10 protein-coding genes are annotated in these 13994 nt (G+C 55.1%); 9 read left to right on the forward strand and 1 reads right to left on the reverse strand.

The window, feature by feature from the left end:
* Positions 1 to 8: 8 nt before the first annotated feature.
* From RGM2987_RS12980 to RGM2987_RS13005, 6 genes are all read left to right on the forward strand, one after another.
* Positions 9 to 797, forward strand: a complete 789-nt coding sequence (locus tag RGM2987_RS12980) for an ABC transporter permease (RefSeq protein WP_245141655.1) — start codon at positions 9 to 11, stop codon at positions 795 to 797.
* A complete protein-coding gene (locus RGM2987_RS12985) occupies positions 797 to 2056 on the forward strand; it encodes an ABC transporter ATP-binding protein (RefSeq protein ID WP_245141658.1) in 1260 nt (419 codons plus the stop codon). The genes RGM2987_RS12980 and RGM2987_RS12985 overlap by 1 nt, the downstream gene beginning before the upstream one ends.
* A gap of 2 nt (positions 2057 to 2058) precedes the next feature.
* Positions 2059 to 5793 (forward strand): glycosyltransferase, encoded by a 3735-nt coding sequence (locus RGM2987_RS12990; RefSeq protein ID WP_245141660.1) that lies wholly within the window; start codon positions 2059 to 2061, stop codon positions 5791 to 5793.
* Between the two features lie 256 nt (positions 5794 to 6049).
* A complete protein-coding gene (locus tag RGM2987_RS12995) occupies positions 6050 to 8044 on the forward strand; it encodes a nucleoside-diphosphate sugar epimerase/dehydratase (protein WP_245141662.1) in 1995 nt (664 codons plus the stop codon).
* 114 nt (positions 8045 to 8158) lie between these two features.
* Complete coding sequence (locus RGM2987_RS13000; RefSeq protein WP_245141666.1) at positions 8159 to 8494, forward strand: helix-hairpin-helix domain-containing protein; 336 nt, start codon at positions 8159 to 8161, stop codon at positions 8492 to 8494.
* A gap of 151 nt (positions 8495 to 8645) precedes the next feature.
* Complete coding sequence (locus RGM2987_RS13005; RefSeq protein WP_245141669.1) at positions 8646 to 9497, forward strand: DUF1989 domain-containing protein; 852 nt, start codon at positions 8646 to 8648, stop codon at positions 9495 to 9497.
* 180 nt (positions 9498 to 9677) lie between these two features.
* Here the strand turns inward: RGM2987_RS13005 and RGM2987_RS13010 are convergent, their stop codons facing one another.
* Positions 9678 to 9845 carry a DUF2897 family protein gene (locus tag RGM2987_RS13010; protein ID WP_144927160.1) on the reverse strand — a complete coding sequence of 56 codons (168 nt, stop codon included), beginning with the start codon at positions 9843 to 9845 and terminating at the stop codon, positions 9678 to 9680.
* Positions 9846 to 10113: 268 nt separating this feature from the next.
* Between RGM2987_RS13010 and kdpF the strand changes: the two genes are divergently transcribed.
* From kdpF to kdpB, 3 genes are read left to right on the forward strand one after another with little or no spacing between them, the layout of a single operon-like run.
* Positions 10114 to 10203, forward strand: coding sequence for a K(+)-transporting ATPase subunit F (gene kdpF / locus RGM2987_RS13015; protein ID WP_007899818.1), 90 nt, complete (start codon positions 10114 to 10116; stop codon positions 10201 to 10203).
* An 8-nt stretch (positions 10204 to 10211) separates the two neighbouring features.
* Positions 10212 to 11906, forward strand: coding sequence for a potassium-transporting ATPase subunit KdpA (gene kdpA / locus RGM2987_RS13020; protein WP_245141671.1), 1695 nt, complete (start codon positions 10212 to 10214; stop codon positions 11904 to 11906).
* Positions 11907 to 11916: 10 nt separating this feature from the next.
* Positions 11917 to 13971: a potassium-transporting ATPase subunit KdpB gene (gene kdpB, locus RGM2987_RS13025; RefSeq protein WP_245141674.1), complete on the forward strand. Its 2055-nt coding sequence runs from the start codon at positions 11917 to 11919 to the stop codon at positions 13969 to 13971.
* Positions 13972 to 13994: the final 23 nt, after the last annotated feature.

The following is a 13994-nucleotide window of genomic DNA, read 5'->3' on the forward strand; positions in this document are numbered from 1 at the left end:
GCGTGGCGATGAGCTGGCTCAAAGAAATACTCTCAGATCGCAGGATTCTAGTGAGTTTGATTTCAAATGATCTGCGTGCGCGCTACTTGACCAATTATTTGGGGTTTCTATGGGTGTTTATCCAGCCATGCGCCACGACAATCATTTTGTGGTTTGTGTTCCAATTTGGTTTCAAGGCCGCTCCCCACGGTGATTTTCCTTTTGTTCTGTGGTTGGTCTGCGGTCTGGTCCCTTGGTTTTTTGTGGTCGAAGCCTTGAACGCTGGCTGTACGGCGGTCAAGGAAAACAGCTTTCTGGTGAAGAAAATAGTATTCAAGGTTTCTTTACTGCCGTTAGTGAAGCTCAGCTCCGCGCTCCTTGTACACGCTTTTTTCGTACTGCTGCTTCTCATGTTGTTTGTGGTTTATGGATATGCGCCAAGTATCCATTGGTTGCAAATCGGTTATTACATTGCCTGTTTGTTTATGCTGCTGTTAGCGATTGCCTGGATTACAAGTTCGGTGGTTATTTTCTTTCCTGACCTGGGCCAGATTGTGGCAATGGGTACGCAATTTGGCTTCTGGTTGACTCCAGTTTTTTGGGATATAGACGTAGTTCAGGGGCAAGCTGCTGCGTACCTTAGACTGAACCCTTTTGCCTATATTGTTGAAGGATTCAGAGATTCGCTCATCCGGGAGGTATGGTTCTGGGAGCGGCCAACCCAGACCTTGGTCTTCTGGGGAATTCTGGTGTTCCTGACGCTGGTGGGTTGGCGCACGTTCAAAAAATTAAAACCTCATTTTGCGGATGTTTTGTGATGAGCGCATTGAACGAGCACGCGATCCGCGTTCAGAACGTGAGCAAGGTATATAGGCTTTACAACAAACCCGTCGATAGGTTGATCGAGGCGCTGTCGCTTTTCGGTAAACACAGGCACCACGATTTCAATGCGTTGACCGACGTCTCCTTTACTGTCAGGAAAGGGCAAACCGTCGGTATTCTTGGTAAGAACGGAGCCGGTAAAAGCACCTTGCTGAAGATACTTACCGGCGTGCTGACCCCTTCGAGCGGTGAGGTCGAGGTGGTCGGTCGGGTTGCTTCGTTGTTGGAGCTGGGAGCCGGTTTTAATCCGGACTACACCGGCGTGGAAAATATTTACTTCCAAGGTGCCCTCATGGGGTATTCCCACTCCGAGATGCAGGTTCGGATTGCTGCCATTCTGGAGTTCGCGGACATCGGTGATTTTGTCAATCAGCCCGTGCGTATGTATAGCAGTGGAATGTTTGCGCGTCTCGCCTTCTCGGTGGCGATCAATGTCGAACCTGACGTATTAATCGTCGATGAGGCTTTAAGCGTAGGTGACGCGGGTTTCCAGCTTAAATGCATGCTCAAGATGAAAAGCATGCAGGAGCGCGGCACGACTATTTTGTTTGTGTCCCACGACACGCAGTCTGTCCTCAGGTTTTGTCAGGCGGTCATTGTTATGCAGGACGGCCAGATCCTTGAGTACAGTTCAGATGTATTAGCCGCTACCAAGAATTATGAGAAAAAGGTGCGTAATAGCAACTCGGTATTAACCGGAGCGGACGAAGCGCATCACGCCGATATTGCCTATGGGGAGGAGTTGGGTGATATCTCTGAAGTACGGTTTGGTTCTGGTTTGGCAAAAATCAATGCTGTTGAATTTTCTGCAGCCGATGGCACTCTAAGTAATCAGTTCGAGCCTACCGAAGATGTCACTATGAATTGCTATGTGCAGTCTTTTACCGAGCTGCATAACGTAGTGATTGGCTACTCACTTCGCGACGCTAAAGGTGTTGATGTAGCAGGTGACAATACACTGCTGGCAGGCTGCAAGGTAGCTTTCCAAAAAGGAGCCTACAGAGTAAGTTTCAATTTCTCTTTGAATCTGGCGCCCGGGGTATATTTTCTATTTATTGGAATGGCCAGCCTGGACGGTGAGCGGGTTGAACTTGACCAGCGCTGGCCAATACGAAAATTAGTGGTTTCTGGTGGGCGTCAAATCGTTGGCGTTGCTTACTGTCCGTCAACAGTAAATGTTGTAAAGAGTGCTTAATCATGCTTGAGATCGGTAAGGCGAAGATTGCGGATACGGTTAAATTTCATGTAGATGAAACGGCTGTTTGCGTCATTGAGGACGACGTCGAAATCAGAGATAACGTCGTCATAGAGTGTGGTGCTGGCGGTCATTTGCGTGTCTCGTCGGGTACTATCATCAATTATGGTGCCTGGGTGAATGGGAGCGGAAAGGTTACCATCGGTAAGAACGTGATGATCGCGCCGAACGTTTCCATTACTTCATCTACGCACCGATACAATTTGCAGACTCCGATCAAGGATCAAGGCCTGAGATTGGCAGAAGTAGCGATTGAAGATGATGTCTGGATCGGCACCAATGTATCGGTTCTGGCAGGCGCAGTCGTTGGGAAAGGGTCCATCGTTGCTGCGAATGCGGTAGTCAAATTCAACATCGTTCCGAATAGTATCGCAGCGGGTGATCCAGCAGTACGCGTGGCGTCAAGGAAGTTTAAGCGTGTCGTTTTCTACACGCTTCCGTTGATTTTGAGAGAGCAACCAACGTTATTCAGCAGCATAGTCGACGTATACTTGCCACTGGCGAACAAGTTTGCCAACGATGGCTGGGAATGTGTTTTCGTCGGTTCTGACGCGCTAAGGGACGAATATCCGCAGTTTAGCCATACGTGGATCAGTCCAGCTTCACTGGGCTTTGATTACCCGGGGGAAAACGATCCCGACTGGATGAGTCATTGGACGTGTCTGCTCAACAGCCAACCGTTGGCATTTCATGACCGATTCGTTGAATCGCTGATTGAAACTGTGTCACCTGATCTGGTGTTCTGCTGGAATCATGACGGCAGTCTTGAGGCAGCCTGTGCTACTAAAGAGATCCCTTTGTTGTTCAACGAGCTGGGTATGCTCCGAGCGCCGAATCCAATGGCGTATTATTCGGACAGCCGCGGTGTCAACGTGCGCAGTGGCTTCAGCACGGAGTTTGCAAATTATCAAGCAAAACAACTCGAACCACCGTCCGACATTGCGTTTGAACATTTACAGCAAATGGAAGACAGGTACCGGTTTCGCGGTGATGCGCAATTTCCCACGGTGCTGATCCTGCTTCAAGTGCAGGACGACTCCAACATCATTATGGGGTCCCCGTTTGCGAGCATGATCGAGTATGTTCAACACGTCTACGATGTGGTGAAGGACTCGGGCTTCCGAGTATTGGTTAAGCCGCACCCGTTGGACGAAGTGCCCACGTTACCGGCCTACATTCAGGTTGCTGATAAGGATGAGAGCATCACAGACCTGATTTCTGCTGCCGACATTGTATTCACCATCAACTCGTCGGCGGGCTTCGAAGCGGCTCTGGCGGGTAAGACTGTTTACACGTTGGGGAAAGCGCCTTATTCGCACATCGGCTTGACTATTGATGTTAGCCAACCAGCGCACCTCGCGGCGTTGTGGCAAAAACATAAAGCGTTGTCTCCTTGCTCCAGGTCACTTCGGGCGCAAGTCCTGGATTTTTCCCGGACCCACTATTTTCTTGATGAAGCTCATTTCATTGAGCCGTCATCGCACCTCGGCCGTCTTGTCGGAGCCGTTCCCTCCGATCTGTCACGAAGCCCTTTCGATGCAGATCTTGAGAGCTATCGACAGCAATCCTATATCGCTTGGCTTGAAGAAAAGAATCGGGAGCTCGTTGCGGAGCTGTCCAGCTTGAGTCAGCATGGTCTTTCGATAAACAGTAATGCTACCGCAACGGAAGTTCAGGCGCTCCGCTCCGAAATCGAATCTTTGAAGGAACAGCTATCCAGCATCCTGGTTTCAAATTCGTGGCGGCTGACCCGTCCGCTTAGAGGAGGGCGGCGTCTGCTTCCAGTGATTTGGCGAGTCCAGCGCTGGGGCGTGTATTTGCGTTACTTATTGCGCCCGCTCTATCAGCGGCTCCCATTTCTCATTGGCTTGCGCATGTGGGGCAGAAACAGTCTGAAGGGCGTACGGTCCGGCTTCATGCGGATCTTTAATTCGCAGCAGAATCTCAAGGCTATCCAGGCAGTGGCCGGACGTCGTTTTGATCGAGTGCCGAGGGGGCTGAAGGTCGATGCTCAGCCGATGATCGATGTGTCGGTAGTTACGTACAACAGCGCGAAATGGGTTGATGGATTTTTCGAGTCACTGAAAAAGCAAAGCTATCCTCTTCAAAGCGTTGCGCTGTGTTTCGTTGACAATGGCTCCCTCGATACTACCGTTGCGCAATTGCAGCGCTGGAAAACGCTTCTCGATAAAGATGTGGCCGACTTCAAGATCATTCGGGGCGAGAATGTCGGTTTTGGTCGGGGGCATGATCGAGCTATAAAAACCGGACACGCAGATTTCGTTCTGGTAAGTAATATTGATATCGTTTTCGCTCAGGATTCGATAAATAAGGTAGTGGCTGTGGCACTTTCAGACACGGTTCGGGCTGTTGCGTCATGGGAACTTCGTCAGGCACCTTATGAGCATCCAAAATATTATGATCCTGTCACCCATGAAACCAATTGGTCTTCTCATGCCTGTATTTTGATTCGCCGCTCGGCCTACATGAATGTAGGTGGATATGAGCGCGAAATATTCATGTATGGGGAGGATGTCGAATTATCCTACAGATTCCGCTCCTATGGGTACCTGCTAAAGTACTGCCCAGCGGCGGTTGTGCACCATTACACATACGAACACGAAAATCATGTGAAGCCGGTTCAGTTCACTGGTAGTACGTTGGCCAACACTTATCTGCGCTTGCGTTATGGTGATTTAAGCGACCGGCTTGGTGCGTTGCTGTTGCAAGTTTTATTGTTGTTCAGACCTCAGGTCTATTCGGGTGCGCGGCTGGATGTGATTTCCAATGTGGGCAAAATTATTCGGAAGGCTCCGCATTTTCTTTTGGGCAAAGGCACCTGTAAGGATGTGTACTTTCCTTTTCGTGGATTCGATTACGAAATCATTCGTGACGGTGCGTTCTGGAAAGTAGGCGAGCCATTGGCTGTCACACCGTTGGTTACGATCATCACTCGAACCTATCGTAAGCGTAACGAGTTCCTCCGCCAGGCGATCATATCCGTCTTGAATCAGACCTACACTAATGTGGAATTGGTTATCGTAGAGGACGGTGGTGAGACGATGAAGGAGTTGGTGGCCGAATATCAAAGGCAAGACAGTCCGTCCGTCCGTTATTACGGCATGGATAAAGTCGGGCGTTCCGTGACCGGAAATTTTGGCCTTGAAATGGCCAAAGGTACTTACTGTATGTTCCTGGATGATGACGATCTGCTGTTTTCTGATCACGTCGAAGTATTGGTGGCTGCATTGGCGAATAATCCGACAGCGGTCGGGGCATATTCGCTAGCAATGGAAGTAGGAACTGTCACGGCTGCAGATGGTACATACACGGAGGTCAGTCATGAGACCCCTTCTTATTTCAAGCATGAATACAACTACGATATTTTGCTCGATCACAATTTTATCCCAATCCAATCCTTGTTGTTCCGCCGTGATCTTTACCAGCAGCGGGGCGGTTTCGAGACAGATATGAGCAACCTTGAAGATTGGAATCTATGGTTGCGCTATGGTTTCGGCAACCAATTTACCTATGTACCGAAAACCACGTCCCTTTTTCGCACGCCTGCTGACCCGAATGTGCGCCTGGAGCGACATAAGCTGCTGCACGAGGCGTATTCTCTTGCAAAGGGGCGAGCTGCCAAATCTTGTGAAGGTTACCTGTTGACTGCAGGTTGAGCCATTGGGGTGCGGTTGCAACATGGGAGCAGGTTGTTTAATGATGGCCTTTTTACACTATTGGATCGCCATTCACATGGCAATTTCATATTGGGGAGGTCAATCAAGTGCTAAGGTCTGGCATTCCTGAAGTTGGTTTCCAGCTTCCGGCCATTTCCTGCTTCGACAGCGTTACGTCAAAGGCGTAGTTTATCAAGGTCAACATTGATTCTCTTGCGAGAGGTTCATATGAGAGATTCGGAGGAGTTTGACTAGTATGGATGGACTGAGAGTGATGCTGCTCCGCCTGCCGCGACGCCAGAAGCGTGCGCTTCAAGTGATTGCTGATGTCGTGCTGGTCACGTTTGCACTCTGGATGGCGTTTGTCGTGCGCCTGGGTATCGAAGAACTGGTCAACCCTTTGCGGGTCCACACTTGGCTTTTTATCAGTGCCCCTCTGGTCGCCATACCCTTGTTCATTAGATTTGGCATGTATCGTGCTGTGATGCGTTATTTCGGGAACGATGCATTGATCGCCATCATCAAGGCGGTCAGCCTATCCGCCCTGATGCTGGCTTTCATCGTGTATTGGTCCAGCAACCACGAGGAAGTCATCCCGCGCTCCATTATTTTCAACTATTGGTGGTTGAGCCTTGTGATGGTTGGGGGGCTGCGTCTTGCCATGCGTCAATACTTCATGGGGGACTGGTTCACTGCCGCAAGACACGTCCCGTTCACCCATCGCGACGACGCCCTGACAAAGGTAGCGATTTACGGTGCCGGTGTAGCGGGTAACCAACTGGTCGCTGCGTTACGCATGGGGCGGGTGATGAGACCGGTCGCTTTCATCGATGACGATAGTGACATTGCCGACAGGATCATTTCTGGTTTGCAGGTGTTCAAGCCCAAGCACATCCAGCAGATGATTGAGGTTACCGGTGCTCAGGAGATCTTGCTGGCACTTCCGTCATCGACTCGTGCGCGGCGCAGAGAAATCCTCAATCTGCTTGAAGGTTTTCCACTTCATGTTCGTAGCGTCCCAAGTTTTACCGATCTGGCGAGTGGCCGGGTCAGGGTCGAGGATATCCAGGAAGTCGATATCGCAGACCTGCTCGGGCGCGATCCAGTGCCAGCCCAACCTGATTTGCTGGAGCGTTGCATCAAGGGCAAGGTCGTTATGGTCACCGGTGCAGGCGGCTCTATCGGATCGGAACTGTGCAGGCAGATTTTCACACTGGGGCCGATGACCCTGATTTTGTTCGAACATAGTGAGTTTAATCTTTACAGCATTTTGTCGGAGCTGGAACAGCGAGGTACTCGTAAGTCGGTGCCTGTGCGTCTTCTATCGATCCTTGGCTCAATCCGGCATCAGGAAAAGCTTCTGGATGTAATGAAGACGTGGAAGGTGGACACCGTTTACCACGCAGCAGCGTACAAGCATGTGCCAATGGTCGAGCACAACATTGCCGAGGGTGTGCTGAATAATGTCATCGGGACGCTAAATACGGCGCAGGCTGCGCTGCAATCGGGTGTTTCGAATTTCGTACTTATCTCAACGGACAAGGCGGTCCGACCGACGAATGTCATGGGCAGCACCAAGCGCTTGGCAGAGTTGACCCTTCAAGCACTTAGCCGAGAGGTTGCGCCAGTATTGTTTGGCGACAAGGCCAATATTTCGCGAGTGAACAAGACCCGTTTTACCATGGTGCGATTCGGCAATGTACTGGGATCATCTGGTTCGGTGATTCCCCTATTCCATAGTCAGATCAAATCCGGTGGTCCGTTGACCGTTACTCATCCGAAGATAACCCGCTACTTCATGACTATTCCCGAAGCTGCCCAGTTGGTGATACAGGCCGGTTCGATGGGGCAGGGGGGGGACGTCTTTGTGTTGGATATGGGGGAACCGGTGAAAATCGCCGAACTGGCAGAGAAGATGATTCATTTAGCGGGCCTGAGTATTCGGTCTGAGCGCAATCCCCAAGGCGATATCTCCATCGAGTTCACCGGGCTGCGTCCCGGCGAGAAATTGTATGAAGAGTTGTTGATCGGAGACAACGTCAGCGCGACGGAACATCCAATGATTATGACTGCCAATGAAGACCATCTGCCTTGGGATCTGTTGAAGCTTAAGTTGAACGATCTGCTCGCTGCTGTGGAGCGTGATGACTATGGGCGAGTGCGCCAGCTTCTGCGCGAGACCGTCAATGGTTATTCGCCGGATGGCGAAATCGTCGACTGGATCTACCAACAGCGTCGGTTGGAACCCTGATTGTTACACAAACGGTAACGTACGCATTTTTGACAGGCGTCCAGCATCGCCTAAGTTTGAGAGGCAGCTTCGGAAAAGCTGCTTCTCTCTTATTGATGTCATGGAGCGTCACTCATGCGTACTGGCTATTTATACTCTTTGGTTTTTGCCCTTCTGACCAGCGCTTCTGCAGCTGTTGTTGCTGCACCGGCGGTTAAACTCGATACAGTGGCCGCGCAGCAGGCTACGCAAGTGTCAGCGAAACCACAGAGTGACAAGGTCGATCTCAATGGGGCTGACGCCGCTACGCTGCAGCGCGAGCTGTCAGGGATAGGTGAAGCCAAGGCCAAGGCGATTGTTGCCTATCGTGAGAGTAATGGAGGCTTTTCATCGGTGGATGAGTTGCTGGAGGTCAAAGGCATTGGCAAGGCGCTGCTGGACAAGAATCGCGATAAGCTGGAAGTGAACTGAGCCGTGAACCAAGTGAGGCCGGTCGAATATGACCGGCTTCTTTGCGTGGTGACGGTAAAAATCTGAAGGATTTTTATAACCGGATCCAACCTCAGGATAAGCTCTTCGTAACGCTTGCCCACCGCTACTTCAGTGAACAAGGACTTGCGCCATGTACAAAGACTACCCAGCCGCCTATCAAACCAGCAAAGGCTCAGCCCTGCAGGTGGATAAGCCGTTCTACGACCGCATCCGCACCCAGCAGGACAAGCGCACGCTGATCGATCAATTCGAAGTACCCATTCGTACCGGTCGCGCCTGGCACGTTCCGGCCGGGCATGTGTTCCGTGTTACCACGCCTGTAGGCCCGCAAGTAGGCGACTTCAATGTCTGGAACGCCCACGATCCGCGGGAGCGGTTATGGGCGGCGCGCACGCGCCAGCTCCAGGGGGCGCATGTCAGTACCCATGATCGGTTGTGGTCAAACCTGCCTTTCCTGCGGCCCTTGGTCACCATCACCGACGACAGCCTCGCCGGCTACGGTATCGACGAGCATGGCGGGCGGTTGCATGACCTGCTGGGTACACGCTGCGACCCCTACGTGAACAAGATGCTGACCGGTGAGGATTTCCACCATCATTGTCACTCCAATCTGACCCGTGCGGTATTGCCCCACGGCCTGACGGAGTTCGACGTTCACGATGTGTTGAACATTTTCCAATGCACCGGACTCAATCACGACGACATGTACTTCATGAAGGCCTGTCCGGCGCAGAAGGGCGATTACCTGGAGTTTTTTGCCGAGATTGATTTGCTCTGCGCGCTGTCTACCTGCCCCGGTGGCGATCTTTCGCTGGCAATGTGGGGGCCGGATGCGCAGGATCCGCTCAGCGTCTGTCGTCCGCTGGGGGTAGAAATCTATCGGTTGGAGGATTCATTGCTCAAGGGCTGGAGCCAGCCTGAGCGGGCCGCTTACAAGGGGCTGCATGGTTTGCAGGTTGCCAAGGCGGATTGGGAGAAGTAGCGCAGCGGCGACCTGCGTGGGGCTTTTTGTGGCGAGGGAGCTTGCTCCCGCTGGGCTGTGTAGCAGCCCCAAGTCACAACGCAATCCAACCTGACACACCGCGCCAAAAAGATTGGGGCCGCTTCGCGCTCCAGCGGGAGCAAGCTCCCTCGCCACGAGTCGGTTGCGGCCTATTAAAAATCAACGATCCTTGGCCTCTTTCGCATCCATCTCGGCATTACGTTCGGCAACGCGCTTACGCTGTTCTTCTGTCAGTTCGACCTTGTTGGCGGTGTCGCGCAATAGCATCAGGCCGCCGACGATCGAGCCGATTGCAACGATCAGAATCAACCAGGCATACCAGGGCATAGGGCTCTCCTTGAGGCGGGCCGGTGGGTGTTCTTTCACCCGATCCGCCACGCTTACCATGTATGAGCGAAGTTCGTTCGCAGTGGTTCAATACTACGCCTGTTCCATCGCATGTATCGAACCGCACGGGCAGCCTCACGCCAAAGCCTGCGCTCATTCTTTACAGATTCTTTATCCCCCGAACCCGTTCTCGATCTCGCGCCTTTACACCCTCCCTGCCAACAATCACTCCACCCACGGCACGACGCCGTACCACGGAGAAAAACCCATGAGCGTTCTGGACGGGGTGTCACTGCTGCTGGCAGTGGGGCTGTTCATTTATCTACTGGTCGCGCTGTTGCGCGCGGATCGGAACTAGGAGCGGCTATGCACAGTTATGACTATTGGCTGATCCTCGCTTTCTTCGCGGTGGTCCTGCTGCCGGCGCCGTTGCTCGGGCGCTTCTACTACAAGGTGATGGAAGGCCAGCGCACCTGGCTGACGCCGATCCTTGGTCCGGTCGAGCGCGGTTGTTACCGCATCGCCGGCGTCGATCCGCAAGCCGAGCAGAGCTGGCAGAAATACACGCTGGCGCTGCTGGCGTTCAACCTCGCCGGTTTCCTACTACTGTTCGCCATCCTGCTGTTGCAGGATCACCTACCGCTCAACCCGCAGAACCTCCCGGGCCAGGAGTGGACGCTGGCGTTCAACACCGCCGTCAGTTTCATGACCAACACCAACTGGCAGGCTTACAGCGGTGAAGCTTCGCTGAGTTACCTGAGCCAGATGGTTGGCCTGACCGTGCAAAACTTTGTCAGCGCCGCCACTGGCCTGGCGGTGCTGGTGGCGCTGTGTCGCGGGATCGGGCGCAAGAGCGCCGCGACGCTGGGCAACTTCTGGGTCGACATGACCCGCGCCACCCTCTATGGACTGTTGCCGCTGTGTTTGTTGCTGGCATTGTTCCTGGTGTGGCAGGGCGTGCCGCAGACCTTCGCCCAGTATGTGCATGGGATGACGCTGCAGGGCGCGGATCAGGTGATTCCCCTGGGGCCGGCCGCCAGTCAGATAGCGATCAAGCAGCTGGGTACCAACGGCGGCGGATTCTTCGGCGTCAACTCCGCGCATCCGTTCGAGAACCCGACGGCCTGGAGCAATCTGTTCGAACTCGCTTCGATCATTCTGATTCCCGCCGCACTGGTGTTCACCTTCGGCCATTACGTCAAGGACCTGCGCCAGAGCCGGGCGATCATCGCCTGCATGCTCGCACTGTTCTTGATCGGCGGTGCTACGTCGTTGTGGGCCGAGTTCCAGCCCAACCCGGCCCTGGACAATCCAGCCGTTGAACAGGCCGCGCCCATGGAAGGCAAGGAGTCACGCTTCGGTACCACCGCCACGGTGTTGTGGTCGGTGACTACCACGGCGGCGTCCAACGGGTCGGTCAATGCTATGCACGACAGCCTCAATCCTCTCAGCGGGATGGTGGCGCTGGTGAACATGATGGTCGGCGAGGTGATCTTCGGCGGCGTCGGTGCAGGTCTCTACGGGATGTTGCTGAACGTGTTAATCGCGGTGTTCCTGGCCGGACTAATGATCGGCCGCACTCCGGAGTACCTGGGCAAGAAACTCGGCGCCAGGGAAGTGCAACTGCTGGTGGTGACGTTGCTGGTGATGCCCGTGAGCGTGCTGGTGCTGGGCGCTATCGCTGCGAGCCTGCCCGGGCCGGCCGCGGCGGTGAGCAATCCCGGCGCCCACGGGTTTAGCCAGTTGCTCTATGCCTACACCTCGGCCGGCGCGAATAACGGTTCGGCCTTCGGCGGTTTCAGCGCGAATACGCCGTTTCACAACCTGATGCTGGGCCTGGGCATGTTGATCGGTCGATTCGGTTACATCCTGCCGGTGCTGGCACTGGCGGGCAGCCTGGCGCTGAAGAAAACCGCGCCGATCGGCCAGAACAGCTTTCCCACCCATGGCCCGCTGTTTGTGACCCTGCTGACCGTGACCATCCTGCTGGTGGGTGGCCTGACCTTCCTGCCGACCCTGGCCTTGGGGCCGATTGCCGAACACCTGAGCCTGGGTTTCTGAGGAGCTGATGATGAATATGCCAATGAGCAAAGCCGTCGTCGCCAAGGCGTCGGAACAACCGAAAACCAACCTGTCAGCCCTGTGGCGACCAGCGTTGATGCAAGCCTTCGTCAAGCTCGATCCACGCCAGTTGCACCGCGCTCCGGTGATGCTGGTGGTGGAGCTGACGGCAATCCTCACCACCGTGTTGTGCTTCATTCCCGACAGCGCCGTGCCAACCTTTGTCGCTGCGCAAATCGCCTTGTGGCTTTGGTTTACCGTGTTGTTCGCCAACTTCGCCGAAGCCCTGGCAGAAGGGCGCGGCAAAGCCCGGGCCGACAGTCTCAAGGCCGGCAGTGAGGGCCTGAGCGCCCGCCGCCAGACTGCCGCTGGCTTCGAGGTGATCCCGGCCACGCGTTTGCGCAAGGGTGACGTGGTGCGCGTCGCTGCCGGGGAAATGATCCCTGGCGACGGCGAAGTCATCGAGGGCATCGCGGCGGTCAACGAGGCGGCGATTACCGGTGAATCGGCGCCGGTCATTCGTGAATCCGGTGGTGATCGCTCGGCCGTCACCGGCAACACGCGCCTGGTCTCCGATTGGTTGCTGGTGCGGATTACCAGCAACCCGGGCGAGTCGACCCTGGACCGCATGATCGCCTTGGTCGAAGGCGCCAAGCGCCAGAAGACCCCGAACGAAGTTGCGCTGGATATCCTGCTGATCGGCTTGACGCTGATCTTCCTGTTGGTGGTGGTGACCCTGCAACCGTTCGCCCATTTCGCCAATGGCAACTTGCCGTTGGTCTTCCTGGTGGCGCTGTTGGTGACCTTGATTCCCACCACCATCGGCGGCCTGTTGTCGGCCATCGGCATCGCCGGGATGGACCGGCTGGTGCGCCTGAACGTGATCGCCAAGTCCGGTCGCGCGGTGGAGGCGGCGGGGGACGTGCATGTGCTGATGCTGGACAAGACCGGCACCATCACCTTTGGTAATCGTCGCTGTGCGGCGGTGCATGCCGCCCCTGGGGTGAGCGCCAGGGAGCTGGCCGAAGGCGCGCTGTTTGCCTCGCTGGCCGACGACACGGCCGAAGGCAAGTCCATCGTCGAGTATCTGCGAGGGTTGCATCCGCTGCCCGAGCCGGGCCTCGAGTCACTGACCGCCGTGCCGTTCAGCGCCGAAACCCGTTTGTCCGGTGTCGATTACCAAGGGCGCATTTACCGCAAGGGCGCCGTGGATTCGTTGCTGGATTTCATCGGCATGCCGCGCAGCGAGTTGCCGTCGGCACTGGCCCGGGAGGTCGACAGGATCGCCCAGAGCGGTGGTACGCCCTTGTTGGTGTGCGCGGACGGCAGGCTGCTGGGTGTCATTCATCTCAAGGACGTGGTCAAGCCCGGCATCCGTGAGCGGTTTGCCGAACTGCGCAAGTTGGGGATCCGCACGGTGATGGTCACTGGCGACAACCCGCTGACCGCCGCCGCGATTGCCGCAGAGGCGGGCGTCGACGACGTGCTGGCCGAGGCCACGCCGGAGAAGAAGCTGGCGCGGATTCGTCATGAGCAGAACGACGGTCGGCTGGTGGCCATGTGTGGTGACGGCGCCAACGACGCACCAGCGCTGGCCCAGGCCGATGTCGGCATGGCAATGAACGACGGCACCCAGGCAGCGCGGGAGGCGGCGAACATGGTCGATCTCGACAGCGACCCGACCAAGTTGTTGGACGTGGTGCAGATCGGCAAGGAACTGCTGGTGACCCGTGGGGCCCTGACGACGTTCTCCATCGCCAACGACGTCGCCAAGTACTTCGCGATCCTGCCGGCGCTGTTCGCCTCGATTTATCCGCAGCTTGGGGTGTTGAACGTGATGCACCTGAGCAGTCCGCAGAGCGCGATTCTCTCGGCGATCGTTTTCAACGCGCTGATCATCGTGGTGTTGATTCCCCTGGCCTTGCGTGGGGTACGGGTGCAAGCAGCCAGCGCGGCGGCGCTGTTGCGGCGCAATCTGTTGATCTATGGCCTGGGCGGGATCGTGGTGCCGTTCGTGGGGATCAAGATGATCGATATGTTGCTGAAGGCGTTGGGGCTGGTTTGAGTTTGTCGCCGATCGATGAAGTT

Source organism: Pseudomonas sp. RGM2987, from assembly GCF_022952855.1.
Taxonomy (GTDB): Bacteria; Pseudomonadota; Gammaproteobacteria; order Pseudomonadales; family Pseudomonadaceae; genus Aquipseudomonas.